This is a genomic window from Mesorhizobium japonicum MAFF 303099 (assembly GCF_000009625.1).
Taxonomy (GTDB): Bacteria; Pseudomonadota; Alphaproteobacteria; order Rhizobiales; family Rhizobiaceae; genus Mesorhizobium; species Mesorhizobium japonicum.
The window spans coordinates 2,212,209-2,238,736 of sequence record NC_002678.2 but is presented as its reverse complement, the minus strand read 5'-3'; the positions used below and the strand labels follow the sequence as shown (position 1 = coordinate 2,238,736).

Sequence of the window (26,528 nt, the reverse complement as noted above, 5' to 3'; positions counted from 1 at the left end):
CGATGGACATCTCCTATCACAAGCATTTCTCCGGCAAGCTCGGCCGCGACATGGAATACAAGCGCTACGGCCATGCCGGCAGGCCGGTGGTGGTGTTCCCGACCTCGCAGGGACGGTTCTACCAGTTCGAGGATTCCGGCGGGGTGGGCGCATTGGCCGAGTTCATCGACACCGGCCGTATCCAGCTGTTCACGGTCGACGGCATCGATTCGGAATCCTTCTTCGACAAGCATGCCGACACCGCGCATCGTATCGGCCGGCACGAGGCCTATTTCCGCTATGTGCGCGAGGAGGCGCTGCCGGAAATCCTGTCCACCGCATCGGCCGCTAATGGCGGGCGCAAGCTGAAGCCGCTGTTTTCAGGCTGTTCGATGGGCGGCTACCATTCGTCGAATTTCGTCTTTCGCTTTCCCGAACTGGCCAGCGGTGTCATTTCGCTGTCGGGGGTCTATTCAGCCCGCGACTTCTTCGGCAAGGTGCTGGACGGCGACATCTTCTACAACTCGCCGCTCGACTATCTGCCCGGCATCGTCGACCCGAAGCTTTTGGCCCGGCTGAAGGCGTTGCGGTTGATATTCTGCTGCGGGCAGGGCGCCTGGGAAGAGCGCATGCTGGTCGAGACGCGCCAGCTGGAACAGATCCTGCGCGACAAATCCATTCCCGCCTGGGTCGACTATTGGGGCGGCGACGTCAGCCATGACTGGCCGTGGTGGCACAAGCAGCTGGTCTATTTCTTCGGCCGCTGGCTGGATGATGATCTGATGCACAGATTGGACTGATGACCACGCCCAATCCCATCCGCCGCTTTGTCGAGGCCACCAATGAAGCCGACACGGAAGCCTTTCTAGGCATCTTTGCCGACGACGCGTTCTTGAGCGACTGGGGACGGTCGTTCCAGGGGCGCGAGCAGATTGCCCGCTGGAACCAGTCGGACAATATCGGCGTGAAGTCGCATCTGAGCATTGTCGGCATCACGCCGGCAGAAGGCTCCTATCGCGTCCGCATCGCCGTCAAGGGCAAGGGCTTCAACGGCGAGGGCGACATGACCTTCACGCTGGATGGCGACCGCATAGCGAGCCTTGTCATCACCTGACAGAAGCCTGTGCAAGCTATCCTTCCTGGCAAACCGGCACGGAGACAGGCTCGTGTTGCGCCGCCGATCCGCGGCGCAGGCCGAGGAAGACGACAAGGGCGGTGACGATGGTAATCGCTGCCAGCACGATCAGCAGCCTGTCGAACGCCGTCTCATAGGCCTGGACCAGAGCCACAGCGCTGGCCGTCGGCAGATGTTGCGCCGTTTCACTGACATTGCCGGTCACCAGCAACTGCGCCGCGGCGGCCGCATCCCTGGAAGAGGCTCCTTGAGTGGCGAGTTGCGCCGCGGTGAAGCCCGACAGGGTCGCCATGACGATGGCCACCGCCACGCCCTCGCAAGCGACACGCGTGGTGTTGAAGATGCCGACCGCCATACCGGCGCGCTCCCTGGGCACGACACTGACGGCGAGCCCGTCCATCAGCCCCCAGGGCAAAGCGATGCCGACGCCGATCAGCACCAGCGGCGCCACGAATGCGACGGCGACCGGCGGTGTCAGGCTCAGCCAGACGAGGCCGGCCGCGGCGATCACCAGGCCGGCGCCGCAGATCGTGGCCGGCGCGACCCAGCGCGCGAGCTGGCCGGCAAGCAATGGCAGGATCAGCAGCGGGCCCGACAGGCAGATCATCAACTGCCCGGCCTCGATCTCGCTCATCCCTTCGATGCCGATGAAGCGGATCGGCAAAAGCACCAGCAGGACGACGAAACCATAGGCCGGCGCCGCCGCCAGGAACTGGACGCCGACGAAGCGGGGGAAGCGAAACAGCGTGAGGTCGAGCATCGGCCGCCGCACGCGCCGCTCGACGATAATGAAGGCGGCGAAGAAGAGGGCGGCCGCCGCAAGCAGGCCGATGACAAGGGGATCGGCCCAACCGCTCTGCGGCGCCTGCAGGACACCATAGGTCAGCAAAGCCAGTGCGATCGTGAAGGTGCCGGCTCCCGCCCAGTCGAGGCCGGTCGCATCCGGGTCGCGCGATTCCCGGATGGTGCGCAGGCCAAGCACCGCCGAGGCGATCGCCAGCACTGCCACCAGAACAAAGATCGACCGCCAGCCGAATGCGGAGATGAGCAGGCCCGAGGCGATCGGGCCGAAGGCGAGGCCGATGCCGAAACTGGTGCCGAGGAAGGAGAAGGCGCGCAGCCGCAGCGGTCCCTCGAATTCCTGGGCAAGTGCCGAGGCGCCGCCGGCGAAGGCCAAGGCACTGCCGATGCCTTGCGCGGCCCTGAACATGTCGAACCAGACGATGCCCGGTGCCAGCATCGCGCCGAGCGACGCCAGGACATAGAGGCAGAGGCCGGCGAGGAAGACGCGCTTGCGGCCCTGGTTGTCGGCGAGCGCACCTGCCGCCATCAGGCTGGCGCCGAAGGTCAGCATGAAGGCGTTCGTCACCCAGTTGAGCGCGATCGGGCTGCCGCCGAGATCGGCCGCGATGCGGGAGAGCGCGACGGCCGGGCCGGTGAAGGTCAAGGGCATGGTCATCGCGGCAAGGCATACCGACAAGAGCACGAGCCATCGCTCGGCCGGGCCGGTCAGGGTCTTCGAGATCATGGATTTTCCTATCTGAAGCAGCATCCGCCGGCATGCGCGTGGGTCGCGGCGCCGGTCGCAAGGACAAGATAGGTCAAGGACCTTTCCGGAAAAATGGTATTATATCTCCTGATATACCGGACTGAAACGCTCGAATGGAAGACTGTGATGGATCGTCTCAGTGGCCTCCTGGCCTTCGCCCGTACCGCCGAGCTCGGCAGTTTCATCGCTGCCGGCCGGGCGCTCGGCATTTCGGCCTCCGCCGTCGGCAAAAGCGTCGCCAGGCTCGAACAGGAGCTCGGCGTCCGGCTCCTGCAGCGCAGCACGCGACGCGTTGGCCTGACGGAAGAGGGCAGGCTGTTCAACGAGCGGGTGCGGCGCATTCTCGACGACATCGACGATGCCGAGGCGATGCTGTCGCGGACGCGGGAGACGCCGCACGGACGGCTGCGCGTCTCGACTCCGATCGTCACCTACCATCTGCTTTTGCCGGTGCTGTCGGAGTTCATGTCCCGCTATCCCGAGATCGAACTCGACATCGATTTCAACGACCGCATCGTCGACGTCATCGAGGAAGGCATCGACGTCGCGATCCGCAGCGGCGAGCTGCCCGATTCACGATTGGTGTCGAGACCCGTTGGACCCTTTCGCATGCTTTTGTGCGCGGCGCCCTCCTATCTCGAGCGCCACGGCACGCCCGGCGAGCCGGCGGACCTCATCCGGCATTTCGGCATAAATTTCCGCTTTCTCAACAGCGGCAGGCTGCTTGAATGGCCATTCATCACCGGAAGCGCCGAACCGCAGATACGCTCGAAGCTGACCTGCAACAATATGGAAGCCTTGAAGGGCGCCACGATCGCCGGGCTCGGCATCGCCTGCATGCCGGATTTCCTGGTCCGCGAGGCGCTGCTGGACGGAAGGCTGCGCACGGTGCTGGACGATCATATCGACGGCCGTGGCCAGTTCCGGATGCTGTGGCCCTCCAATCGCCATCTGTCGCCAAAAGTTCGCGTCTTCGTCGATTTCCTTCCCGAGCGGCTTGCGGCGGCGCCGAATACAGCGGCGGTGAAGAGTGGGCACCGAAAGCGCTGAAGCCTGTCAGTCCCTGATGCTTCTGGCCACCAGCCGGGCGACGCTCGGGCCGACGAGCAGCACGATCAGGAAGCGGGCCGATTGCAGCGCCATGACGAAGGAGATGTCGACGTGCTGCGCCGCGGCGGCGATGATGGCGACACTGTCCATGCCGCCGGGGCTGGTCGCCAGATAGGCGGTCAGCGGATCGATGCCCAGGAGATGGCTGATCAGGAAGGCGAGCCCGCCGCAAAAGGCTATGAGCGCCACGATCGAGGCGATGATCTGCGGCAGAGCGCGCGTCGCATGGCGCAGGATCGGCCTTGTGAAGTTCAGCCCGATCGACCAGCCTACCATGGCGTAGCTGATCGCCAGCAGCCAGGGGGGCAACTGCATCTCGACGCCGAGGCCGAGATGGACGATGGCGCCGAAGATGAAGGTGCCGAGGAAGAAGGGCGAGGGCAGCCGGCACAGCTTCCCCGCAAGGCCGCCGACCAGCGCGATGCCTGACGTGGCGGCGAAGGCTTGGACATCGATCGGCGGAAACCAGATGATGGGTGGGACTTCGATGCCCGACGTGTCGACCCACATCTTGGCGACAATCGCCGCCGTCATCGAAACGAAGATGACCCGCAGATATTGCATGAAGGCGACGAGGCGCTGGTCGGCGCCAAAAGCGCCGGCCATCAGCACCATGGCGGTGGCGGCGCCAGGCGAGGAGCCCCAGACGGCGGTGGTGCCGGGCAGGATGCGCCAGCGGCTGATCAGCCAGCCAAGCAGGCTGGAGGCCGCGACGGTGGCGATCACCACACCGAGGAACAGCGGCCATTCCTGGTAGAACACGGGAAAGATGTCGGCCGAGATCGACGCGGCGACGAGGCAGCCGACAATGGCCTGGGCGGAGCCGAACAGCAGGCGAGGCACCCGCACCGTCGCGCCATTGGTGCCGGCGACAATCGCCGCCAGCATCGGTCCGATCAGCAGCGCCGCCGGCAGAGCGGCGAATTCGAGCGCGCCGGCAAACAGGGCCGAGATGGTGAGCAGGACCAGCCATTGCCAAGGCTTGGGTATCCGCGCCATGCGCTCAGTGGCGGGCTGATCGGGAGGTTGCGCCGAGGAATCCATGTTTCGGTCTTAGACGCGAAGCACGGCGATGCGAACCCCGCCGTGCTGAAAAAAGCTGCCCTCGGCTTCAGCCCGTCTTGCCGTCAGGCAACCCGAAGCCGCCGACCGGATGGGTCTCCACCTGGAACTCGAAGCCGGCGATGAAGGCGCGCGCCTTGGCGATTGCCGCCTGGACTTCCGGAAGTTGCAGCGACGCCTTGTGGCTTGCCTGGTCCGTCCACACCTCGGTCACCCAGATTGCATCGGCGTCGGCCGGGTCGGTGGCGATGATATAGCTCAGGCAGCCGGGCAGGGCGCCGGTGCTGGCGCGCAGCAGGTCCATGACCGCGTCGCGCTGGCCGCGTGACGCGCGCATCTTGCCGATCAGTCCGTACATTCTGTTGTCTCCCCTTCAAAGTCTTCGACAAGAGTATGCGGACCGTCAGTATGCAGATAGCCGGTCACGGCATCAACTGGCCGCCGTTCACCTCGATCACCTGGCCGGTGATGTAGCCGCTCAAAAGGTTCGACGAGAGGAATAGATAGGCGCCGACGCAGTCCTCCGCCGTGCCGGCCCGACCCTGTGGAATGGTCGCGACCATGCCCTTGATCTGCTCGTCGGTCGAATAGCGCTCATGGAAGGGTGTCAGGATCGTGCCGGGCGCCACGGCGTTGACGCGGATGCCGAAGCCGATCAGTTCCTTGGCCATGCCACGCGTCACATTGGAGACGAACGCCTTGGCGGAGCCGTAGAGGCCGGCGCCGCCGCCGGCCCCGTTGCGCGCGGCGATCGACGAGGTATTGACGATGAAGCCGCCCTGCTTCTTCAGCCACGGCATCGCCTTGCGCGAGGCGGTCAGCACGGAACGCGCGTTGAGGTCCATCACGGCATCGTAATGCGCTTCGGTCTGTTCGGCATAGGGTATGCGGCCGAGCATGCCGCCGGCATTGTTCACCAGCCCGTCGAGGCGGCCGAAATGCTGGGCGCTGTCCTCGACGACCCGCTCGACATCGGCTGGAACGGAAAAATCGCCCTGGACGAGGAACACCTCGCCGCCGCTGTCACGAATGGTCTTGGCGAGTTTCTCGGCGGCCTCCTGGCTCGAATTGTAGTGCAGCGCCACTTTGGATTTCTGTGCGGCATAGGCCAGCGCGAGGGCCGCACCGATGCCGGTCGAGGCGCCGGTGACAAGCACCGCCTTGCCGGCGAGATCGGGGATGCTGAGCGTATTGGTGGCTGGCACTGTTGTTCCTCCGGCATGTCCGCCGCCCTTCGTAGGCCTTTGCCACCCCGGTGTTCAAGCCTCAGGGGCGCAGATAGGCATAGCCCTGGCTTTGCAGTTCCGCGAGCTTGACGACGCCGCCCTTGTCGGCGGCATGGAAGCCGTCGAGCAGGTCGGCGAGCGAAATATCCATACCCCGCATGGTGTTGCCGCAGGCTTGCGGCTCGAGGCCCTGCTGCACCAGGCCGGCGAAGCGGCCGGAAACCGCGGCAGATATGCCTTTCGACTTGAAGCTCGCCAGGGCCGGGCCATGCACGACCAGCGCGATGTCGACATTGCCGCCGGTGCCCTCATAGTGGTTCTTGATATTGCCGAGCACGAAGTTGACCTTGTCCACATCGCTCAGATGATAGGCAACCTTCAGCCGTGGGGTTTCCGTGGCCGCGGCCTGCACCGCCCGCAGGCCGAGAAACGTTCCGGTTCCGGCAAGAACCGCGCGGAACATGTCGCGTCGGCGCATGGCATCCTCCTCAGATCTTACCGCGATTTGCGTGGCTGTGGCGGCAATACTAGCATAAATTGACGCTACGTCCTGCCGATGCGAGGAGAGGCCACATGACGTTCAGGGCAGGGGAATGGAAGACAGTCGCGGGCGCCGGATTTGGCGTTGCGCTGCTCGGTCTGCTGGCAGGCACAGCCGTCGCCGACGACGCGCTCAAACTCAGGGAACTCAGGGAACTCAGCCCGAACGGGGCGGACGCCTGTTTCGGCCGGGTCTATGACGCGGCCCATCTCAAGGCGCATCCGAAGCAGAAAGTGGCGCGGATCTTCTTCTACTATGGCCATGATCCGGTCAGCCGGCCGAACGAAGAGCCCACGGCAAATGCCGAAACGTCGTATAATGGCTTTCTCACCACGACAGTGCGTGGCGCCAAGGCGCCGCAATGGGCCGGTGGCTGGTGCAACCATGAATCCGAGGATGGCACATCAGGGCCGATCCGTTGCGGCATGGATTGCGACCGCACAATGGCCTCGCTGAAGGTCGATGACAAAGGCCGTCTGGTTGTCACCGATGTCTCGGCCGACCTCTATCTCGATGCCGGATCGGAAGAGGAACTCGGCAAGGCGGAGTATGACAGGCAGGCGCTGGGCTCAGAGGACGACAATTTCCGCCTCGACCCGATGCCGGCCGCGACCTGCAAGGCCGAGTTCGCGCGCATCGATCCGATCGATCCGGCGCTCGGCCCTCCGCTGCGTGAGCGGCTGAAGCCCGACCAGGCGTTCTGCTATGGCCGCGACTACCATGCCGCGCATCTGGCCTCGCATCCCGATCAACTGACGCAGTCGATCCGGGTTTTCCGCGGGCCGGTCGAACTCGCCTCCTACGCTTCAGGCGGTGATGTCGCCAACTGGCCTGACGGCGCCGACATCGCTGTCTCGGTGACCACCAGGCTGAAGTCGGGAAAGGTCACACAGACCTATTCCTGCCAGGGCGAAGCCGACCAGTGGCGCTGCGCCGCAAGTTCGAAGATGAGCGATTTCTCCTGCGACATCGCGCAGAAGGAAATCTTCCTCAAGCGCGGCGCCAACGGCACGATGATGCTGGCCAATCCCAACAGCAGCCTGGCGATCGTCGATCTCTGCTCAAAGGCGTCCGACGGCAAAACGAAGTCGGACGACAAGATCTATCGGCTGGAGCCGATGCCGCAATCCGCCTGCGCTCCGTGAACACCAACGCGTCGTCATCCTATGGCGGAGCAAGGAGCGAAGCGACGCGGCGCAGACCATAGGATCCATGCCGTGACTTGAAGGCGCTGCTACGGTGCGGAATTCTGCTCCGTTGCATGCTTCGTCCCAGGTCGCGGCATGGATCCTCGGGTCTCCGCGACGCCGCTTCGCGGCTGCTCCGCCCGTGGATGACGAAGTCGAGAGGCTTTCGGGCTAATTTTCCAAGGTCGCGACGGCGAACTGCCTCACGCGAACGGCACGGCCGTCGTGCCCTTGGGCAACTTCGCCTCGTCGTCGGGCTCGACATGGATGGTGACGCGCACCGAGGGGATTTCGGCCTTGAGTGCGTCCTCGATGCGGTCGCAGATGACGTGGCTGGCGCCGACCGACATGTCGGCGTCGACGACCAGATGGAACTCGATGAAGGTGGCGCGGCCGGCGATGCGGGTTTTGAGGTCGTGCACCTCCAGCGCGCCCTTGCAATTGGCCGAGATGACGTCGCGGATGCGCATGTGTTCCTGCGTGTCGACGGCACGGTCCATCAGCCCGTTCATCGACGAGCCGATGACGTGCCAACCCTGCCACAGGATGTTGAGCGCGACGATGACGGCGAGCGCCGGATCGAGGATCTGCCAGCCGGTCAGGATTGCCCCGACCAGGCCGCCGAAGACGCCCACCGAGGTGACGACGTCGGTCATGATGTGATTGCCGTCGGCGATCAGCGCCGGCGATTTCTCCGCCCGGCCGGCGCGGATCAGCATCCAGGCCCAGAAGGCATTGATCACCGTGGCGACGCCGTTGATAGCAAGACCTTTCCAGGGCTGTTCGAGTGGCGCCGCCGTCTGCCAGCTCCGCCAGACCTCGTTGAGGATCAACAGCGCGGCAACGACGATCAGCACGCCTTCGAGCACCGCCGAGAAATATTCCGCCTTGTGATGGCCGAACGGATGATCCTGGTCGGCCGGCTTGTAACTGACCTGGATCGCCCAGAAGGCGGCGACCGAGGCAATGACGTTGACGATCGATTCCAGAGCGTCCGAATAAAGCGCCACCGAGCCGGTAATGTACCAGGCAACCAGCTTCAGCGCGAGCACGACAAAGGCGACCGCGATCGACCAGAAGGCAAGGTTGGCGACCTTGCGCTTCGCGGCCGCCCTGGCTGCGATCGCCACCGTGTTCTCGGCTTCGGCCATCGAGGTCAGGCTGCCTTTTCCTTGGCCTTGCGCGGCAAATGGGCGACGATGTTCTCGATGATGCGCATGCCGGCATTGTGGCCGAGCGTCATGATCGATTCCGGGTGGAACTGCACCGCCGCGATCGGCTCCTTGCGGTGCTCGAAAGCCATGATGATGCCGTCCTCAGTCTCTGCCGTGACAATGAAATCATCGGGCAAGCGCACCGGATCGGCGAAGATCGAGTGGTAACGGCCGACAGTGACTTCCTTGGGCAGGCCGGAGAAGATGATGCCGGGCTTGGAGACGCGGATGCGCGAGGGCTTGCCGTGCATGGGAATATGCAGCTGGCGCAGTTCCCCGCCATAGGCCTCGGCCAGCGCCTGCAGGCCTAGGCAGACGCCGAAGATCGGCAGGTCGCGGGCGCGCGCTCGTCTGATGGTCGCGGCGCAATCGAAATCCTTCGGCGTACCCGGTCCGGGTGAGAGCACGACAAGGTCCGGCTTCAGCCGCTCGAACACTTCGTCCGGCACCGGCGTGCGCACGGTCGAGACATTGGCGCCGGTCTGGCGGAAGTAGTTGGCCAGCGTGTGGACGAAAGAGTCCTCGTGGTCGACGAGCAGGATGTTGACGCCGTCGCCGACCCGCGCGGTGGTGCGCTCGGTGCTGGCGGAGTTGCCCGTCTTGGCGTCGCGGATGGCGGAGAGCATGGCGGATGCCTTCAGTTCGGTTTCGGCTTCTTCTTCCTCGGGAATGCTGTCGAACAGCAATGTCGCGCCGGCCCGCACTTCGGCAATGCCGTCCTTGATGCGGATGGTGCGCAGCGTCAGGCCGGTGTTCATGTCGCCGTTGAAGTTGACCATGCCGATTGCGCCGCCATACCAGGCGCGCGGGCTCTTCTCGTTCTGCTCGATGAAGCGCATGGCCCACAGTTTCGGCGCGCCGGTGACAGTGACCGCCCAGGCATGCGACAGGAAGGCGTCGAAAGCGTCCATGCCTTCGCGCAGCCGGCCTTCGATGTGATCGACGGTGTGGATGAGGCGCGAATACATCTCGATCTGGCGGCGGCCGATGACGCGCACCGAGCCGGGCTCGCAGACCCGCGACTTGTCGTTGCGGTCGACGTCCGAGCACATTGTGAGCTCGGATTCGTCCTTCTTCGAATTGAGCAGCTTCAGGATCTGCTCGCTATCGGAAATGGCGTCGTCGCCGCGTTTGATGGTGCCCGAAATCGGGCAGGTTTCGACGCGGCGGCCATTGACGCGCACGAACATTTCGGGCGAGGCGCCGATCAGATATTCGTTTTCGCCGAGGTTGATGAAGAACGAATAAGGCGAGGGGTTGATCGATTTCAGCTTGCGCGAAATGTCGGAGGGCTGCGTCTCGCAGCGCTCGTAGAACATCTGGCCGGGCACGACCTCGAACAGGTCGCCGCGCTTGAACGAGTCCATGGCACGCCGCACCAGATTAGCGTATTCGCCCGGCTCATGGTCACCGCGCGGCGGGATGCGGTCGGCGGTCTTGAACGGCTCGGCGATTGCGTCGCGCGGCAGACCTTCGGTCGAAAATCCTTCGCCCGAATAGTCGTAGCGGTCGGTCCAGGCTTTGGCGGAATAGTGGTCGACGACCAGGATCTCGTCGGGCAGGAACAGCACGAGGTCGCGCTGGCTGGGCTTGCGCTCGAGCTTGTAGTCGACCGGGTCGAACTGGAAGGAGAGGTCGTAGCCGAAGGCGCCATAGAGGCCGAGATTGGCGTCCTCGTCGGTTTTGAACAAAGCGGTGATGGCGCGCAGCACGGTGAAGACCGAGGGCACGCGGCTGCGCTCTTCCTCCGTGAAGACGCGGCCGGGCTTGGCGACGTCGAGGCGGATGAGCGTCTTCGTCGTCTCGGCGATGGTGATGTCGGCAAGGCCGCCCAGCGTTTTGCCGATCACCGGCAACAGCGCCTCGCCGCGGCGGTTCAGCGCTTCGATGCGCATGGCGCGGCCCCGCGCGGAAATGACCAGCGGCGGATCGATGATGGCGGTGTCCCAGCGCGTATAGCGGCCGGGATATTCGTAGTTGGAGGAAAACACCGCGCCGCGGCGCGAGTTCAAGCCATCGACATAAGCGTCGATCGCACCCGCATAGGGCCGGTCGTGGCGCTCACGCGTAATGGTGATGCCACCCGCGGTCACGAAGCTTTCAGCGCCGTTTTCCAGAACCTTCATCGTCATTGCCGTCTCCATCAGCTTGTTGGGCAACGGACCCGGGACTGGTTTTTAAAAAACAAATGGCCGCCCGGACTTTCCGTTGCGGCCACCCTCTCTTTTCACGCACGCGCGTTCGAACAGGCCGCTGTCAGCAGGCCCACCACCAAATGGTCTTGGTCGAACGCATGTTCATGGCGAAATCCATAGCGGCGAAAAACCGGATGCGCAACAGGTTTGAAAAGTCTGTCCGGTGGCCGCCGCTTCGGGGGCTCATGGCACATCGCCAGGGCCGGCGGTCCCGGCTAGGCTGGACTTCCAACAAGACCAAGACGGGAAACACCCATGATCGACCAGGCCGAGCGCGCGCGGACGTTCCATTCCCTTCACGTCAAGGGCAACCCGATCGTTCTCTACAATGCCTGGGATCCGGGCTCGGCCAAGATCGTCGAGAAGGCGGGCGCCAAGGCGATCGCGACCGGAAGCTGGCCGGTCGCGGCCGCCTTCGGCTATGCCGATGGCGAGAAAATCCCGTTGGAACTGGCGCTCGACAACATCAGGCGCATCGTGCAGGCGGTCGACCTGCCGGTGACCATGGACCTCGAAGGGGGCTATGGCGTCGAGCCGGAAGTCGTCGCCCAGACGGTGACGCGCGCCTTGCAGGCCGGCGCTATCGGCTTCAATTTCGAGGACCAGATCGTCGGCGGCACCGGCCTGCACGACATCACCGTCCAGGTGAAGCGGGTCGAAGCGGCCGCGGCCGCCGTCAAGGCCTCGGGTATCCCGGCCTTCCTCAACGCCCGCACCGACATATTCCTCAAGGCCAAGCCCGATGCGCATGACAAGGCGCTGCTCGACCAGGCCATCGAGCGGGCGCATGCCTATGAAAAGGCCGGCGCAAGCGGCTTCTTTGCGCCGGGCCTCGGTGACGAGGGCCTCATTGAGGCGCTGTGCAAGGCAGTTGCGCTCCCGGTCAACATCATCGCGCTGGCGCATGTGCCGCCGCGCCAGCGATTGGCCGAACTCGGCGTTGCCCGCATCAGCCACGGCCCGGTGCCGTATCGGCAGATGGCCGAATGGCTGGAGGCGAAAGCGCGGCTGGCGATTTCGGGCTAGGTCAATCCTCCAGCGTACCCGACCTGGCGTCGGCGCTTTTCCTGTCGCCGACCAGTTTCAAGAGGTCCTCGCCGGCGCGGATGATGCGGCGCGAGCGGCGGGTCAGGATGATGCCGTCCTGCGGCGCGAACACTTCGGCACGGCCATCGGCTTCGCCTGGCACGTGGACGATGGTGGCAAGACGATCGCCCCTGGCGACGCGGTCGCCGGGTTTCACGTCATAGAGGACGGCGCCAGCCCGAGGCGCCGGCATCATGTCGATGTTTTCCAAGGGAGCGACGACGCCCTTGAACGGGCCAGGTGCGGAGAGCGTGCTGTCAGCGATCACGCCGCGCGCCACCAGCAGCCGGTAGAGCCCCTCGGCGTCGGCGGCGGCGAGCGCGCCATCGACATCGAGGATGCCGCGATATTCGACCGTGGTGGCGACGCGCCGGTCGAACTTCGCCACGTCGGCGGGAACGTTCTGGTAGGGCATGATCGAGGCGCCCTCGAAGGTGCCGTCGGTGTCCTCGCTCCACAGCACCACCGCATCGACGCCCATGGCGGCGGCGCAATCGGCCATGGCCGGCCACAGGCTGGTGTGGATGTAGAGGTAGGCAAGGCCCTCATCGTCACAGTGCAGGTCGAGCACGATGTCGTGGCCGAGCGACAGCTGCACCAGGCGTGACTTCAGCCGCTGGTCGGCGCCGCCGAAGGCGGTGTCGGGCAAGAGCTTGGCGTCGGGCGCGGCGAGCAGCGGGAAGGCGCGGTTGAAATTGGTGCGGGTGCCCAGGTGAAAGCGGCCCTGATGCTCGCCGAAATGATACTGCGCGCGGCCGATCGGGTTGGCCCAGGGCACGATGGTGATGTCGCCCTTGATGCGGCCTTCGGCAGCGGCCTTGTTCAGCGCCGGCATCAGCGCATCGATGGCGACGACGCCCGGCAACTCGCCGGCATGGAGGGCGGCCTGCAGATAGGCCGATGACGCCGCCTTGTCGCTACCTGTGAAGCGAAACACCGGGAATTCGTAGGAAACGCCCTCGCTGTCACCGGCGATGCGTTCGATCGATTTCTGCATGACTTTCTCCAGTTAGAGCGAGAAGACATGCCCATTTGAGGTATCGCTGTCGATTGGTCCAGCCTGCCGCGCTATGGGCGCAAGGTTTCCGTCCCTTCGGCGGATGGATGTCTATTCGGCTGCAGCCTGGAGCGGGACAGGCGCGCGCCGGTCCAGCGCTTGCGACAGCACCGCGACGGTGACCGCCAGCAAGGCGAGCACCGCGCCGACCAGGGGCAGGTGGGCGTAGGAGACGCCGGCTGAAAGGGCCACGCCGCCGATCCAGGCGCCGCTGGCATTGCCGACATTGAAGGCGCCCTGGTTCAGCGTGGCGGCAAGGTTCGGCCCTTCCGAGGCCGCCTCGACGACGCGGATCTGCAGCGGCGGCACGACGACGAAGATGAGCAGCCCCCAGAGGAAGACGATGCCGATGGCGACACTGGCTATCGCGCCGAACTGCATGAAGCCGATGAACAGCACCGCCATCAACAGCAGCGTGCCGATGACGGTCGGCATCAGCTTCCAGTCCGCCAGCCGCCCACCAATGATGTTGCCGATCGTCATGCCGGCGCCGAACAGCAAAAGCACCCAGGTGACCGCGGAGGTCGACAGGCCGGACACGTCGGTGAGGTAGGGTTTTATATAGGTGAAAACGGCAAACAAGCTGGCCGAGGCCAGCGAGGCGATCAGCATCGCCAGCCAGACCTGCAGCCTGCCCAGCACCCGCAACTCGCCGCGCAGACCGCCGCCGCTGGGTTCGGCGACATCCGACGGCACCAGCCAGGCGATGGCAGCGACCGAGATCAGTCCGATGCCGACCACGGCGATGAATGTGGAGCGCCAGCCGAAAGCTTCGCCAAGGGCTGTGCCGGCGGGAACGCCCAGAATGTTGGAAAGCGTCAGGCCGGCAAACATCAGCGCCATGGCGCTGGCGCGTTTGTTGCGCGGCACGAGGCTCGCGGCAACGACCGAGCCGATGCCGAAGAAAGCGCCGTGGCCAAAAGCGGTGAAGACACGCGCCGCCATCAGTGTCCAATAGTCAGGCGCGATGGCGCAGAACAGATTGCCGACGACGAACGACGCGGCCAACCCCACCAGCACCGGCTTGCGCGGCAGATGCGCGGTGGCCATGGCGACGATCGGCGCGCCGAAGACGACGCCCAGCGCATAGCCGGTGACCAGCAGGCCGGCCGAAGGGATCGACACGCGAAGGTCGGCGGCGACCTCCGGTAGCAGGCCCATGATGACGAATTCGGTGGTGCCGATGCAGAAGGACGCAATGGCAAGCGCAAGGATCGGCAAAGGCATGGAGCGTCCAGACTGAATCGGTTCAATCCAGAGATTGCGCGAGGAAATGAGCTATGCGCAATGCACATTGCTGCAATGCACCAATGCAGAATGTCGGGAGCTTGAGGTGCCTCAGGCCAGCGGCTTCAGCTCCTGGGCAATGGTGGGCAGCAGTTCCGAGACAGTGGGGTGGATGTGCGTCGCGCGCGCAAGCGTGTCGACCGGTGCCTTGGCGTACATCAGGTCGAGCACGCAATGCACCGCCTCGTCGCCGCCGGGACCGAGAACGGAACAGCCGAGGATCTGCCGCGTGTCGGCATCGACGAGGATCTTCATGAAGCCTTGCGTCTCGCCTTTTTCGACCGCGCGGCCGACGCGGGTCATCGGCCGCTGGCCGACCAGCGCGCGGCGTCCGGATTTCTTCACTGCCGCCTCGGTCATGCCGCAGCGGCCGAGCGGCGGGTCGATGTAGAGCGCATAGGCCTCGATGCGGTCGCTGACCTTGCGTGGGTCGTTGTCGAGCAGGTTGGCGGCGACGATCTCGTAGTCATTGTAGGAGGTGTGGGTGAAGGCGCCCTTGCCGTTGCAGTCGCCCATCGCCCAGATGCCTGGGACGCTGGTGCGCAGCTGGTCGTCCACGATAATGGCACCACGCTTGTCGACGGCGACGCCGGCTCTGTCGAGGCCGAGATCGTCGGTGTTGAGCGTTCGGCCGAGCGCCAGCAGCACATGCGAGCCGACGGCCGGCGGCTTGCCGGCCGAGAAGGTCACGGCGATATCGTCGCCCTGTTTGGCGAAGCCGATGTCGTCGGCGCCGACATGGACCGTAATGCCTTCATTTTCGAGGATGGACAGGATGGTTGCCGAGACGTCCTCGTCCTCGCGGCCGGTCAGGCGCGGGCTCTTCTCGATGACGGTGATTTCGCTGCCGAAACGGCGGAACATCTGCGCGAATTCGAGCGAGATGTAGCTGCCGCCGACGACGATCAGGTGGCGCGGCAGGACCTCGAGATCCATCATCGAGGAATTGGTCAGATAGTCGATGTCGTGGATGCCGGGCAAATCAGGCACGGAAGCCCGGCCGCCGGTGTTGAGGAAGATCTTGTCGGCGGTCAGAAGGTCGTCGCCGACGCGCACCGTATTGGCGGATTCGAAGCGCGCATGGCCGCGATAGAGCGTGCATTTGTCCATGCCGGCGATCCAGCTTTCCAGCCCGGTGCGGGAGGCGCCCGAAACCTTGTCCTTGCGCGCCTTGATCGCCTTGTAGTCGACGCCGACAGGGCCACCGAGCGTCACGCCATAATCGGTGGCGCGCCGCGCCAGATGCGCGGCATAGGCGCTCGCCACCATTGTCTTGGTCGGGATGCAACCGGTGTTGACGCAGGTGCCGCCGACCAGCTTGCGCTCGATCAGCGCCACGCTCATGCCGGCTGCGTTCAGCCTGCCGGCGAGTGGTGTGCCGGCCTGGCCGGCGCCAATGATGATGGCGTCGAAAGTCTTTGCCGTCATGCCACCGCCGCCACGATCAGCAGGCCGCCGATGATCGCCACCGCGTCCTCGATGAAGGCGGCGGGCTGATCTTTGCCGAAGGCGGCCGCCAGCCGGCCGCGCGCTTCGGCGCCGCCATAAGTGCCGATGACCGCGCCGATGGCGCCGGCGATCAGGCCGCCTATGGTGGCGCCACCGGTCGCGCCGATCACCGCGCCGGTGAAGGCGCCCATGATGACGCGGGCGCCGAACTGTTGCGGCACTTTGCGGCTGGGCGTCGACGGCAGCTGGTCGGTGACAAGCTCGACGATGGCGAGGATGGTGAAGATGCCGACAGCGGCCCAATGGCTCATGAAGCTAGCCCAGGTGCTGGCAACCGGCAGCCAACCCAGATACGCGCCCCAGGCGACCGCGGCCGGCGCGGTCATGGCGCGCAGGCCGGCAATCACGCCGATCAGAAGTGCAAGCAGATAGAGCATGTTGATCCCCCTCGATCACCAGGCCAGGACAGCCTTGAAACGACAGGCTACCATAGGTCCGATATTTGGCCAGTACTTGGATTGGCGCTTTTCCGCTGGCCGCGACCATGCTTTGCAACGACGTCAATCGGAGACCCCGCCATGACGGGAAGCGAACGCGCGAAGATGGCGGCCGGCGAATGGTACACTTGCCTCGATGACGAACTGGAGGCGCTGCGTGCCCTCGCGCGCGACGCGGTGTTCGAGCACAATTGCCTGCCGCCGCGGCAGCGCGGCAATCTCGGGCCGGGCCTGAAGGCATTGCTCGGCGGCGTGGGCGATGGCGCCCGCGTCGAGGCGCCGTTCCACTGCGCCTACGGCTTAAACATTTTTCTCGGCGACGGCGTCTTCCTCAATGCCGGCTGCACCATTCTCGACACGGCAGCCGTACGCATCGGCAAGGGAACGCTGCTTGGCCCCAATGTGCAGATCTATTGCGCCGAACACCACAGGCAAGCTGCTGGGCGACAGGCGGGGCTGGAGATCGCCAGGCCGGTCGAGATCGGCGCCCATGCCTGGATCGGCGGCAGCGCCATCATCCTTGGCGGCGTCACCATCGGCGAGGGCGCCATCGTCGGCGCCGGCGCGGTGGTGACGCGTGATGTGCCTGCAAACGAGACGGCGGTCGGCAATCCGGCGCGACCGGTCAAGCGCGGCTGAATTCCCGCCGCAAGCAATCAGGCCTGCGCCACCCGTTCGTCCCGATCGGCCCGCCGGGTGAATTCGCGCCGATACTGCGCCGGCGATGTCCTCAGCCTCGCGGCGAAATGCTGGCGCAGCGAGGTGGCGCTGCCGAAGCCGGCCTCGAAGGCCACGATGTCCATCGATTTCTCCGTCGCCTCCAGCAGGCGCTGCGCCAGTTCGATGCGCTGGTTGGTCAGCCAGTCGCCAAAACTGGTGCCGATCGATTTCTGGAAGCGGCGGGTGAAGGTGCGCCGTGTCAGACCGGCGGCTTCGGCGACGCTGTCGAGGCTATGCGCCTCGCCGAGCGTGGCGCGAACCGCGTCGAGGGCCTGGGTGAAACGGTCGGCGTCTGCGCTTCTTGTCACCGAATATTCGATGAACTGCGCCTGCCCGCCCTGCCGATGCGGTGAGAGCACGATCTGGCGGGCGAGCCGGAGTGCTGCTTCCGCGCCGTAGCGGACGCGCACGATGTGGAGACAGCAGTCGAGGCCGGCGGCGACGCCGGCCGATGTCACGACATCGCCATTGTCGACATAGAGCACCGTGGCATCGACAGCGATGTCGGGATGGAGTTTTTGCAGCCGCTCGGAATAGGCCCAATGCGTCGCGGCACCGCGGCCTGAAAGCAGCCCGGCCGCGGCAATGGCAAAGGTTCCGAGACACAGGCCGACAATCAACGCGCCGCGCCGGTGTGCCTGGCGCAGCGCCTCCACCAGCAGCGGCGACGGCGGTTCGCCGAGATGATGCCAGCTTGGGATGATGACGATGTCGGCGCCGTCGAATCCTTCGAGCCCATGCGGTGCGGCAACCGTCAATCCGGCCTCGGTGTGGACCGGGCCGGCCTTGACCGCACAGATGCGGAACTCGAAGCGTGGCAGCCCAAGCGCGGTCCTGTCCTCGCCGAACACCAAGCACGGCACGGAGAGATGGAACGGGCTGATGCCGTCGAAGGCAAGGACGGCAATGATCGGATCAGTCATGGGTGCTTCCGGGATTGAATGCGGATTGTCCCAATTCTTTCGAATGATGTCAACTGGGCCACTTTTGGCCGCTCATCGACCGGCTTATTTTCGGCCCATCGCATTCAGGCCGAAAAGGAAAACACCATGTCTGACAGAGCCAACACCACGCCGCGCCGCGCGCTCATCGTCGTCGACGTCCAGAACGACTATGACGGCGGCAATCTGGCCATCCAGCATCCGCCGTTCCGCGACAGCGTCGTCAATGTGGCACGCGCCATGGATGCGGCGACGGCCGCCGGCATCAAGGTCGTGGTCGTCAAGCAGATGGCGCCCGAGACCTCGCCGATCTTCGCCAAGGGTAGCCACGGCGGCGAACTGCATCCGGAAATCGCCAGGCGCGGCCGCGACCATTATGTCGAGAAGATGCTGCCCTCGGCCTTCACCGGCACCGACCTCGAGGCGTGGCTGCGCGCCAACGCCATCGATACGCTCACGGTGGTCGGCTACATGACGCATAATTGCGACCTGTCGACCATCATCCATGCCGTGCATATGGGTTTCGCCGTCGAGTTCCTGTCCGACGCGACCGGCTCGGTGCCCTATGCCAACAGCGCCGGCTATGCCTCGGCCGAGGAGATCCACCGCGTGGTCACGATCATCCTGCAGTCACGTTTCGCGGCCGTACTGAAGACCGCCGAATGGGTCGAGCGCCTGAAGACCGGCGCCTTGCCGGAACGTGACACGATTTACGCCTCCAACCAGCGGGCGCTGGCGCGCAACGCGGCGTAGGAATATCCGCAAACAGAAAGGGCGCTGCATCGCTGCGGCGCCCTTTGCCGTTTGGAATTTGAAGATTCTAGAACAGGCCTTCGATCTGGCCGGCCTCGTTGAGGAAGATCTTTTCCGAGGACGGCGCCTTGGGCAGGCCGGGCATGGTCATGACCTCGCCGCAGATGATGACGACGAAGCCGGCGCCCGCCGAAAGCCTGACCTCGCGCACCGGCACGGTGTGGCCGGTCGGCGCGCCGCGCAGGTTCGGGTCGGTCGAGAACGAGTACTGCGTCTTGGCCATGCAGACCGGCAGGTTGCCGTAGCCGGCCTGCTCCCAGGCGTGCAACTGGTCGCGCACCGACTTGTCGGCGATCGCTTCCGAGCCGCGATAGATGCGCTGGACAATGGTGTTGATCTTCTCGAACAGCGGCATGGCGTCGGGATAGAGCGGCGCGAACTGCGAGGCGCCGGATTCGGCCAGCGCCACCACCTTGTTGGCGAGTTCCTCGATGCCGGCCGAGCCCTTGGCCCAGTGCTTGCACAGGACAGCCTCTTCGCCCATCGAGGCGACATAGTCCTTCATCGCCTGGATTTCGGCGTCGGTGTCGGAATAGAAGTGGTTGATGGCAACCACCGCCGGCACGCCGAACTGCCTGATGTTCTCGATGTGGCGGCCGAGATTGGCGCAGCCCTTCTTCACCGCCTCGATGTTTTCCTTGCCGAGGTCTTCCTTCTTGACGCCGCCATTCATCTTCATGGCGCGCACGGTGGCGACGATGACGGCGGCCGCCGGCTTGAGGCCCGCCTTGCGGCACTTGATGTCAAAGAATTTCTCGGCACCAAGGTCGGCGCCGAAACCGGCTTCGGTGACGACATAGTCGGCGAGCTTCAGCGCCGTGGTGGTGGCGACGACCGAGTTGCAGCCATGCGCGATGTTGGCGAACGGGCCGCCATGGACGAAGGCCGGGTTGTTCTCCAGCGTCTGCACCAAATTGGGCTGCATGGCGTCCTTCAGAAGCACGGCCATGGCGCCGTCGGCCTTGAGGTCGCGGGCATAGACCGGCGACTTGTCGCGACGGTAGGCAACGATGATGTCGCCGAGGCGCTTTTCCAGGTCCTTGAGGTCGGTGGACAGGCACAGGATGGCCATGACTTCCGAGGCGACGGTGATGTCGAAGCCGCCCTCGCGCGGAAAGCCGTTGGCGACGCCGCCGAGCGAACAGATCATTTCGCGCAGTGCCCGATCGTTCATGTCCATGACGCGGCGCCACACCACGCGGCGTGTGTCGATGCCGAGCTCATTGCCCCAGTAGATGTGGTTGTCGATCAGCGCCGACAGAAGGTTGTGCGCCGTGGTGATGGCGTGAAAATCGCCGGTGAAATGGAGGTTCATGTCCTCCATCGGCACCACTTGTGCATAGCCGCCGCCGGCGGCACCGCCCTTGACGCCGAAATTCGGGCCGAGCGAAGCTTCGCGGATGCAGACGATCGCCTTCTTGCCGATGCGGTTGAGGCCATCGCCGAGGCCGACCGTGGTGGTGGTCTTGCCTTCGCCGGCAGGCGTCGGGTTGATGGCGGTGACCAGGATCAGCTTGCCGTCCTTGTTGCCCTTCACCGATTTGATGAATTCGGCCGAGATCTTGGCCTTGTCGTGGCCATAGGGCAGCAGATGTTCGGTCGGGATGCCGATCTTCTGGCCGATCTCCTGGATCTGCTTTTTCTTGGCGGCGCGCGCGATCTCGATGTCGGACTTCACTTCGGCCATGACGGCTTTCCTCTGGATTGAACGGTGGAGGGGACGGGGTTGATTTCTAGAGCAAGCAGGTTGGAACCGGGCGCGCGGGCATGTTCTAACCCTGTCGCTGCCGTGGCGTCAACTTCCATGCAACTATGTTTCCTATAGAGAAAATTCTTCTGCGGCCGGCCGACCTATCCTCGGTTCTTTCTGGCTCCGCTTACCGCGCCGTATAGAAGCCAGAGCGGCGGCGCTTCCGCCGTCTCAAAACAGCCGCGCAATGCACCGAATGCGACAGAGGCGACGGCGCAAATTCGCCATCGCCCTGGTTTTTGTTTTAACGCAATTCCCTAGGGAAAGGGCTACGCGCTTTTCCCGGGAAAACCGCTCACACTTTTCCTGGAATCGCTCTAAAGCGCTTCGCGCTTTAGCCTTTTGTTCTTATGCATGTCGTTCCCCCAAAACCGGGACCACTTTTGGGCGACATGCATTGCGAATGGCGAACGCTATTGCGTCAGCACGTTGCTGATTTCGACCATGTTGGAGCGCACGCGCAGGATGTAGAAGCCCATCGTCGTCAGATGCGTCGGCAGCAGCCAGCCATCCTCGCGGCCATTGGCGATGATGAAGGGCTGGATGCGCAGGGCCGAGACGAATTGCGCGTCCATCGTGTCCCACAGGCTCTGCAGGTGCTTTTCCTTGATGACGTCCTCGAAGTCGGCCTGGGCGCCCTTCATCAGGCCGTAATAGGCATAGAGCTGACCATAGGCGAACCAGTAGCGGTCGTCGGCGCGGGTGTCGAACCAGCCATTGTTGTGGTTCTCGGCACGCTCCTTGAGGATGGCGGAGGTCGAGCCGATGTCCGATGCGATGCGGTCGATATACTGCTTCAGATTGTCGGCGCGGGCATCGAAAGTGGCCTGGCAGGTGGCGAGGCGGGCATTGAACGAGCGCAGCTTGCGCACCGCGTCGCGATAGTAGCTCGGGGTCGGCGTCTTCGGGCCGAACGGGCTGACGCCGAAATACCAGGTGTATTCGTCGAACTGCAGATTGCCGCGCGCATCCTGCAGATCGGCATCGATCTGCGAGGTCGTGCGCACGCGGCCGAGATTGTCGGCGAGTTCGGTCGCCGTGCGCCGCACAGCCTGGTTGATGCCGCGCTGGAAGGAGGCCTTGTTGTCCATCCACGGCGTGTTGTCCCAGTCGATGCCGAACAGGCCGAGCTTGTAGAGGATCATCGACGAGATCCAGGCATTCTGGTTGACGTTGAAGTCGGTCAGGTCCGCCGCGATCTGGGCAATGCCGGAGTTGCCACAGGTCTTTGCCGTGTCGGTGCCGGTGCCGGCGGCCACCTGCTCACCGGCGGAAACATTGCGCTTCTCGAACGTATAGGTGTCCGGATAGTTCGGGTTGAAATTGTTCCACCACTGGGTGGCATAGAAGAAGTTGGCGTAGAGGCCGATCAGCACCAGCAGGGCCAGGCCGAGCACGGCCTTGAGGATCCAGCCACGCTGCGTGTACCAGCGGCCGGCCCACAGGAACGGCCACAGGATGGCGCCGATCAAAAGGCCGATGCCGCGGCCGATCCATTGGAAAATCCTGACGAAGAAGTTCACGATCGGATCGAGCATGGCTGTGTCACCCCCTCAAAGCATGATGCCAAAAAGCTGCAGACTTTCGGATAAAATCATGCGCTAAAACAATAAGTTAGAACGAAATGTCGGTTCATTTCGTTCTAGTCAGTCAGGCCGTAGAGGCGTGTGCGAAACGCCACCTTGTCCTTCAAATATGTGGTTTTCAGAACGTCCACAACATGCGATCTCCAGGCGTCGCTGAAGCCGTCATAGTCCTTGTAGAAGCCCTGCTTGTTGAAGATGTAGCGCGAGACGAAGTCGGTCGGCACGAAATCCGAGATCAGCCGGTTGGTCAGCCAGGCGTCGGGATGGTCCGGCTTGGCGCGGACCACCAGGAAGCGCTGCTGCGGGAACACATCCTCGATCTTGAGATGGCCAAGCTGGGCGATCTCGCGCTTGGCGGCGTTGAGGAAAGGAAAATTGCCGTCCTTGGTGATCAGGTCGGCATGGCTCTGGATCCACGTCTGCAGCCAGACCTTGTCGACATCGGTCAGATTGCGGTTCGGCTCGGTGTCGCGGATCAGCGCGCGCACCACCATCTCGGCGCGGTGCTCGAGATAGCCGGACGCTTCTATCCAGGAGGCGCGCGGCAGTTCGATGCGGCCGGTGCTGGCCAGGAACTTGAACACCTTGTCGGCGTCGTTGATCGAGAGATAGCTCACCTGCCACGGTCGCGAGCGACGGAAGCCGGGGGCCGCAGGATCGCTGATCACCGTCGTCATGTCGGGATCGACGAACACGTAGAGCCCGCCGAAATGGCTGGTCCAGTAGGCGTTGTGGCGGAAGATCACCTGGTCTGGCACCAGCGCGTTCTCTCTGATGTCGCCGCAGATTTTCGCCAGCTCCACCATGCGCGTCAGCATGGCATCGTCGCGCCAGGCATCGGGCTCCTGCCTCAGCCGGTCGACGAGCTTGCCGAGTTCAGCGGCCTTGCCCAGCACATCCTCGGCCGACAGCACCTTGAACTCGACCTGGTTGATCGACAGCAAGTCCTCGATGTCGTTGACCTTGGGAACGGAATCCTCGATCTCGCCGTAGATGACGTCCTTGATGGTCAGCGCGTCGATGGCGCGCTGGTTCTTGGACATGAACTCGAACATCAGCTGCGAGGTGTTGGAGAAGGCTGTGTGCACCACCGGCAGGTCGATCTGCGACGGCGTCAGGATGATGAAGCGGCGATTGACCTCGTTGGGATCGAGATAGTCGGGGTCGCCGCATTCATCGGCGATCTCGGGCGAGAAGCCGGTGCGGTCGATCTGGAAGCTCTTCAGCTTGGTGGGAGGCAGGCCGAACGCGGCCAGCGCCTTGTTATAGCGCTGGATGAGATGCGGCTCGTCGACGATGAGCAGACGGCCGTAGATGAGTTCGTTGTCGCGCAAGAGGTCGGGTTTTTTGGCGGGGTGGCTCATCTTGCCTTCTCCCCGTTCGCGGGGAGAAGGAAAGGCCGGTGTGGCTCACGCATTCCAATTGCCCTTCTTCTTCATCTCCTCCATCTCGCGCGCCGCCCTCTCGCGCAGCCGCGCGTCGCGCAGCAGCTTTTCCACGGCGGCATCGTCGGACTTGTCGGAATAGCGGAACTCGGAATCGGCGTAGCGGTTGATCTCCTGCATGACCATGTCCATCGAGAACGGACCGCGCAGTTCCTCGATCATGGCTTTCTTTTCGTCATAGGTTTTGTGCATGAAGGCTTCCGGCTTCTCGAACCAGTCGTCGGGAAGCTCGATGTCCATGGCGCGCATCTTGATGGCGTCGGTGACGTTCTTGATGGCGCGGCCGGTGAAGCGCGGCTCGGCATCCTTGATCAGGTGCAGGTAGGTGCCGATATCGGCCATGGTCTTGGGCGCGCCATTCTCCTTCATATAGCGCTCGTAGACCTTCATCAGGCCGTCCTCCTGCGGCTTTTCGTGCTCCTCATAGGCCTCCTCGACGGCGCGCTGGATTTCCTGCGCGGCATAGAGCTCGTGCCTGCCCAGAGGGATCTCGTGGTTCTTGCCGGCGAGCAGCACGAAGATGTCGATATAGTCGTCGCGGGTCTGCGGGCCGTCGACCAGCCAGCGGGCGCCGGCGCGCTGGCGCAGCGCGTCGTCGACATTCTCGGGATAGTTGGAGAACATTCCGAAAGAGCAGTTGCCGCGCACCACGGTGCCGGCGCCGGCGAAGGCGTCCATGAGGACGCCGGTGATCTCCTGCTGGCCGGCCGAGGCGCGGTCGTCGGAGCGGCGTGCCGCCACCTGGTCGATATCGTCGATCGTGCCGAAGCCGATAGCGCGCGGGTTGAGCACATTGTTGATGAACTGGCGGCAGTTCTGGCCCGACTTGCCCTGATAGGACGAGATCTGGTCGACGCCGAAATTCTCATAGGCGAAGGGATAGCCGGCGACCTGGCAATAGCCGTTGACCAGGCCGGCGATCATCTGGATCAAAGTCGTCTTGCCGGTGCCGGGAGCGCCGTCGCCGATGAAGGTGAACAGGAAGCCGCCGAGTTCGACGAACGGGTTCAGCTCGCGCTCGAAATCATAGGCCATCAGCATCTTGGCGAGCTTGACCGACTGGTATTTGGCGATGTGGTTGCCGACGACCTCTTCCGGCTTCTTGAAAGTCATCACCAGCGGTTTGGAGCGCTTGCCGGGGGCGACGTCGAAGCCGTCGAGGGTGAAGTCATCGGCATCGATGCGGATATGGGCGTTCTCGAACGGGCCGATGCCGTCGAAGCGGCCTTTCCGGGCCAGCAGCCCGTCAATGGCGACGCGGGCGAAGGCGCGTGCCCTGGTCGCCAGATCGGCATCGTCCTTCGAGCCCGCTATCGCCTTGTCGAGGCCGGCGAGGATCGACTTCACCGCATCCTGCGGTGTGTCGAAAAGGAAGTCGGGTTCGGGGATGTCGTTGGGCGCCTCGCCATCGCTGTCGATCAGCTGGAACAGATAGGAGGCGAGGCTGAAAGCCGAGATGTAGGCCGAAGCCGACAGGAGCTTCTTGAAGGCCGAGGCCTCGTCGCCCTCGAGCGGCGCGCGGGTGTTTTTCGCCTGCAGGCTTTCGAGGTCGGAGCCTTCGGCGAAGACATCCGATACGGCGAGCGCAATCGCCGTGCCGCGCCGGGCGCGAAACAGAAGCGTGTGTTGCGGGATGGTCAGCAACTGGTCGTCGGGATGGACGGCGCCGACGGTCTTCGACAGCTCGACCTCGCGGGTGCGGCGCACCGAGCCGACCGAGACGGTGGAGACGAAGCGGCGGTTGGTGCCGGCCAGTGCCGTGCCGGATTCGCGCGACGGGTCCTCCAGCACGACGATGCGGGTGATGAAGCTCTGCGCGGTGGCGCGGTGCTTCTCGATCGCCGCTTCCGGGATGGTGGTCAGGCCGGTGTCCATGCTCAGCTCCTTATCGGGATTACCTTGCCGGCTTCGGCGGAAGAAGCCTGCGCCTGGCGCGCGGCGTCGAGATACATATCCAGCGTCTGATCCAGCCGGTCGAAAAGTAACCGGTCAAACGCTGCGTGACCGCCGCCACGCTGGGCCGTTTCAAGCGCGGCGATATAGGCTGGGCGATCTTCCGGGCGTATCGCCACGGGCGGGTAGCCCGCGCGTGCCAGCACCAGATTCATCAAAAGGCGCGCCGTGCGGCCATTGCCGTCGTTGAAGGGATGAATATCGACCAATCGCCGATGCGCCTCAAAGGCGGTTTGCGGCGTATTTCGTGCCGTGCCCAGCCATTGGCAAAACCTCTCCATCAGTGCAGGAACGTCCATAGGGGGTGGGAAATCATAGACGCCGGCATCCGTATTCACGTAGCGCGCGCTGTCGGCGTAGCGGCCAGCGATTTCGGGTTTGGTATTTGCCACAACCAGATGGTGCAGGTTGCGGATGTCCGCTTCGACGATTGGCGTACTGCTTTGGGACGCGATTTCCAGCACCCAGTTCAACGCCCTTGCGTGGTCGACGGCCTCGAGATGATCCTTGAGCGGCTTGCCGCTGATCGTGATGCCTTTCTCCAGGACCAGGGCGGTCTCGCCCGCTGTCAGCGTGTTGCCCTCGATCGCGTTCGACGTATAGGTGATGTCGATCCGCTGACTGTGCTCCAGGCCGTCCAGGGCGCCTGGGCGGCCTCTCTTCCTGAGGGCGTCGAGCTGCCGCTTCTTGGCGAAAACCGTGCCTGCAGGCGTCATTGTTCGCGCCTCGGTCGGGCGTGAAACTGT

At 64.1% G+C, this 26,528-nt stretch carries 24 protein-coding genes; 7 read left to right on the top strand and 17 right to left on the bottom strand.

Annotated elements, in window-relative coordinates:
- Positions 1-2: 2 nt before the first annotated feature.
- Both MAFF_RS12010 and MAFF_RS12005 read left to right on the top strand, forming a co-directional pair.
- Positions 3-779, top strand: coding sequence for an esterase family protein (locus MAFF_RS12010; RefSeq protein WP_044548280.1), 777 nt, complete (start codon positions 3-5; stop codon positions 777-779).
- Positions 779-1,093: a nuclear transport factor 2 family protein gene (locus MAFF_RS12005; RefSeq protein ID WP_010911179.1), complete on the top strand. Its 315-nt coding sequence runs from the start codon at positions 779-781 to the stop codon at positions 1,091-1,093. Before MAFF_RS12010 ends, MAFF_RS12005 begins: the two co-directional genes overlap by 1 nt.
- A gap of 16 nt (positions 1,094-1,109) precedes the next feature.
- Here MAFF_RS12005 and MAFF_RS12000 read toward each other — a convergent pair whose 3' ends face one another.
- The gene (locus MAFF_RS12000; RefSeq protein ID WP_044548279.1) at positions 1,110-2,642 is read right to left on the bottom strand and encodes an MFS transporter; all 1,533 of its coding nucleotides are present in this window, start codon (positions 2,640-2,642) and stop codon (positions 1,110-1,112) included.
- A gap of 147 nt (positions 2,643-2,789) precedes the next feature.
- Here MAFF_RS12000 and MAFF_RS11995 point away from each other — a divergent pair, with 147 nt between their 5' ends.
- The gene (locus tag MAFF_RS11995) at positions 2,790-3,713 is read left to right on the top strand and encodes a LysR family transcriptional regulator (protein WP_010911177.1); all 924 of its coding nucleotides are present in this window, start codon (positions 2,790-2,792) and stop codon (positions 3,711-3,713) included.
- 6 nt (positions 3,714-3,719) lie between these two features.
- On the opposite strand, the gene MAFF_RS11990 is transcribed toward MAFF_RS11995, so the two are convergent.
- From MAFF_RS11990 to MAFF_RS11975, 4 genes are all read right to left on the bottom strand, one after another.
- The gene (locus MAFF_RS11990) at positions 3,720-4,817 is read right to left on the bottom strand and encodes an AbrB family transcriptional regulator (protein WP_032931456.1); all 1,098 of its coding nucleotides are present in this window, start codon (positions 4,815-4,817) and stop codon (positions 3,720-3,722) included.
- A gap of 67 nt (positions 4,818-4,884) precedes the next feature.
- A complete protein-coding gene (locus MAFF_RS11985; protein ID WP_010911175.1) occupies positions 4,885-5,193 on the bottom strand; it encodes a putative quinol monooxygenase in 309 nt (102 codons plus the stop codon).
- 64 nt (positions 5,194-5,257) lie between these two features.
- Positions 5,258-6,040, bottom strand: a complete 783-nt coding sequence (locus MAFF_RS11980; protein ID WP_010911174.1) for an SDR family NAD(P)-dependent oxidoreductase — start codon at positions 6,038-6,040, stop codon at positions 5,258-5,260.
- 61 nt (positions 6,041-6,101) lie between these two features.
- Positions 6,102-6,539, bottom strand: a complete 438-nt coding sequence (locus tag MAFF_RS11975; RefSeq protein WP_010911173.1) for a DsrE family protein — start codon at positions 6,537-6,539, stop codon at positions 6,102-6,104.
- Between the two features lie 95 nt (positions 6,540-6,634).
- Here MAFF_RS11975 and MAFF_RS11970 point away from each other — a divergent pair, with 95 nt between their 5' ends.
- Positions 6,635-7,747 carry a hypothetical protein gene (locus tag MAFF_RS11970; RefSeq protein WP_010911172.1) on the top strand — a complete coding sequence of 371 codons (1,113 nt, stop codon included), beginning with the start codon at positions 6,635-6,637 and terminating at the stop codon, positions 7,745-7,747.
- 245 nt (positions 7,748-7,992) lie between these two features.
- On the opposite strand, the gene MAFF_RS11965 is transcribed toward MAFF_RS11970, so the two are convergent.
- Together MAFF_RS11965 and MAFF_RS11960 are read right to left on the bottom strand one after the other, a co-directional pair.
- Positions 7,993-8,940, bottom strand: a complete 948-nt coding sequence (locus MAFF_RS11965) for a cation diffusion facilitator family transporter (RefSeq protein WP_032931454.1) — start codon at positions 8,938-8,940, stop codon at positions 7,993-7,995.
- Positions 8,941-8,945: 5 nt separating this feature from the next.
- Positions 8,946-11,135, bottom strand: a complete 2,190-nt coding sequence (locus MAFF_RS11960) for an anthranilate synthase (protein ID WP_044550846.1) — start codon at positions 11,133-11,135, stop codon at positions 8,946-8,948.
- A gap of 318 nt (positions 11,136-11,453) precedes the next feature.
- Here MAFF_RS11960 and MAFF_RS11955 point away from each other — a divergent pair, with 318 nt between their 5' ends.
- Positions 11,454-12,224 carry an isocitrate lyase/PEP mutase family protein gene (locus MAFF_RS11955; protein ID WP_010911169.1) on the top strand — a complete coding sequence of 257 codons (771 nt, stop codon included), beginning with the start codon at positions 11,454-11,456 and terminating at the stop codon, positions 12,222-12,224.
- 1 nt (position 12,225) lies between these two features.
- On the opposite strand, the gene MAFF_RS11950 is transcribed toward MAFF_RS11955, so the two are convergent.
- From MAFF_RS11950 to MAFF_RS11935, 4 genes are all read right to left on the bottom strand, one after another.
- Positions 12,226-13,281, bottom strand: coding sequence for a succinylglutamate desuccinylase/aspartoacylase domain-containing protein (locus MAFF_RS11950; RefSeq protein WP_010911168.1), 1,056 nt, complete (start codon positions 13,279-13,281; stop codon positions 12,226-12,228).
- A 111-nt stretch (positions 13,282-13,392) separates the two neighbouring features.
- A complete protein-coding gene (locus MAFF_RS11945; RefSeq protein WP_010911167.1) occupies positions 13,393-14,568 on the bottom strand; it encodes an MFS transporter in 1,176 nt (391 codons plus the stop codon).
- Between the two features lie 111 nt (positions 14,569-14,679).
- Positions 14,680-16,056 (bottom strand): FAD-containing oxidoreductase, encoded by a 1,377-nt coding sequence (locus MAFF_RS11940; RefSeq protein WP_010911166.1) that lies wholly within the window; start codon positions 16,054-16,056, stop codon positions 14,680-14,682.
- Positions 16,053-16,514, bottom strand: coding sequence for a membrane protein (locus tag MAFF_RS11935; RefSeq protein WP_010911165.1), 462 nt, complete (start codon positions 16,512-16,514; stop codon positions 16,053-16,055). The genes MAFF_RS11940 and MAFF_RS11935 overlap by 4 nt, the downstream gene beginning before the upstream one ends.
- 141 nt (positions 16,515-16,655) lie before the next feature.
- Here MAFF_RS11935 and MAFF_RS11930 point away from each other — a divergent pair, with 141 nt between their 5' ends.
- Complete coding sequence (locus MAFF_RS11930; RefSeq protein ID WP_010911164.1) at positions 16,656-17,213, top strand: sugar O-acetyltransferase; 558 nt, start codon at positions 16,656-16,658, stop codon at positions 17,211-17,213.
- 17 nt (positions 17,214-17,230) lie between these two features.
- Here the strand turns inward: MAFF_RS11930 and MAFF_RS11925 are convergent, their stop codons facing one another.
- Positions 17,231-18,217, bottom strand: a complete 987-nt coding sequence (locus tag MAFF_RS11925) for a GlxA family transcriptional regulator (protein ID WP_010911163.1) — start codon at positions 18,215-18,217, stop codon at positions 17,231-17,233.
- 126 nt (positions 18,218-18,343) lie between these two features.
- On the opposite strand from MAFF_RS11925, the gene MAFF_RS11920 reads away from it, so the two are divergent.
- Complete coding sequence (locus MAFF_RS11920) at positions 18,344-18,988, top strand: cysteine hydrolase family protein (protein ID WP_010911162.1); 645 nt, start codon at positions 18,344-18,346, stop codon at positions 18,986-18,988.
- A 67-nt stretch (positions 18,989-19,055) separates the two neighbouring features.
- On the opposite strand, the gene MAFF_RS11915 is transcribed toward MAFF_RS11920, so the two are convergent.
- The 5 genes from MAFF_RS11915 to MAFF_RS11895 all read right to left on the bottom strand — a co-directional run bounded on the left by MAFF_RS11915 (position 19,056) and on the right by MAFF_RS11895 (position 26,498).
- Positions 19,056-20,735 (bottom strand): formate--tetrahydrofolate ligase, encoded by a 1,680-nt coding sequence (locus tag MAFF_RS11915; RefSeq protein WP_010911161.1) that lies wholly within the window; start codon positions 20,733-20,735, stop codon positions 19,056-19,058.
- A gap of 476 nt (positions 20,736-21,211) precedes the next feature.
- Positions 21,212-22,336, bottom strand: coding sequence for a DUF2333 family protein (locus MAFF_RS11910; protein ID WP_010911160.1), 1,125 nt, complete (start codon positions 22,334-22,336; stop codon positions 21,212-21,214).
- A gap of 104 nt (positions 22,337-22,440) precedes the next feature.
- Positions 22,441-23,748 (bottom strand): DUF6638 family protein, encoded by a 1,308-nt coding sequence (locus MAFF_RS11905; RefSeq protein ID WP_010911159.1) that lies wholly within the window; start codon positions 23,746-23,748, stop codon positions 22,441-22,443.
- 45 nt (positions 23,749-23,793) lie between these two features.
- A complete protein-coding gene (locus tag MAFF_RS11900) occupies positions 23,794-25,704 on the bottom strand; it encodes an AAA family ATPase (protein WP_010911158.1) in 1,911 nt (636 codons plus the stop codon).
- Between the two features lie 2 nt (positions 25,705-25,706).
- Positions 25,707-26,498 (bottom strand): Fic family protein, encoded by a 792-nt coding sequence (locus tag MAFF_RS11895; protein WP_010911157.1) that lies wholly within the window; start codon positions 26,496-26,498, stop codon positions 25,707-25,709.
- Positions 26,499-26,528 lie beyond the last annotated feature (30 nt).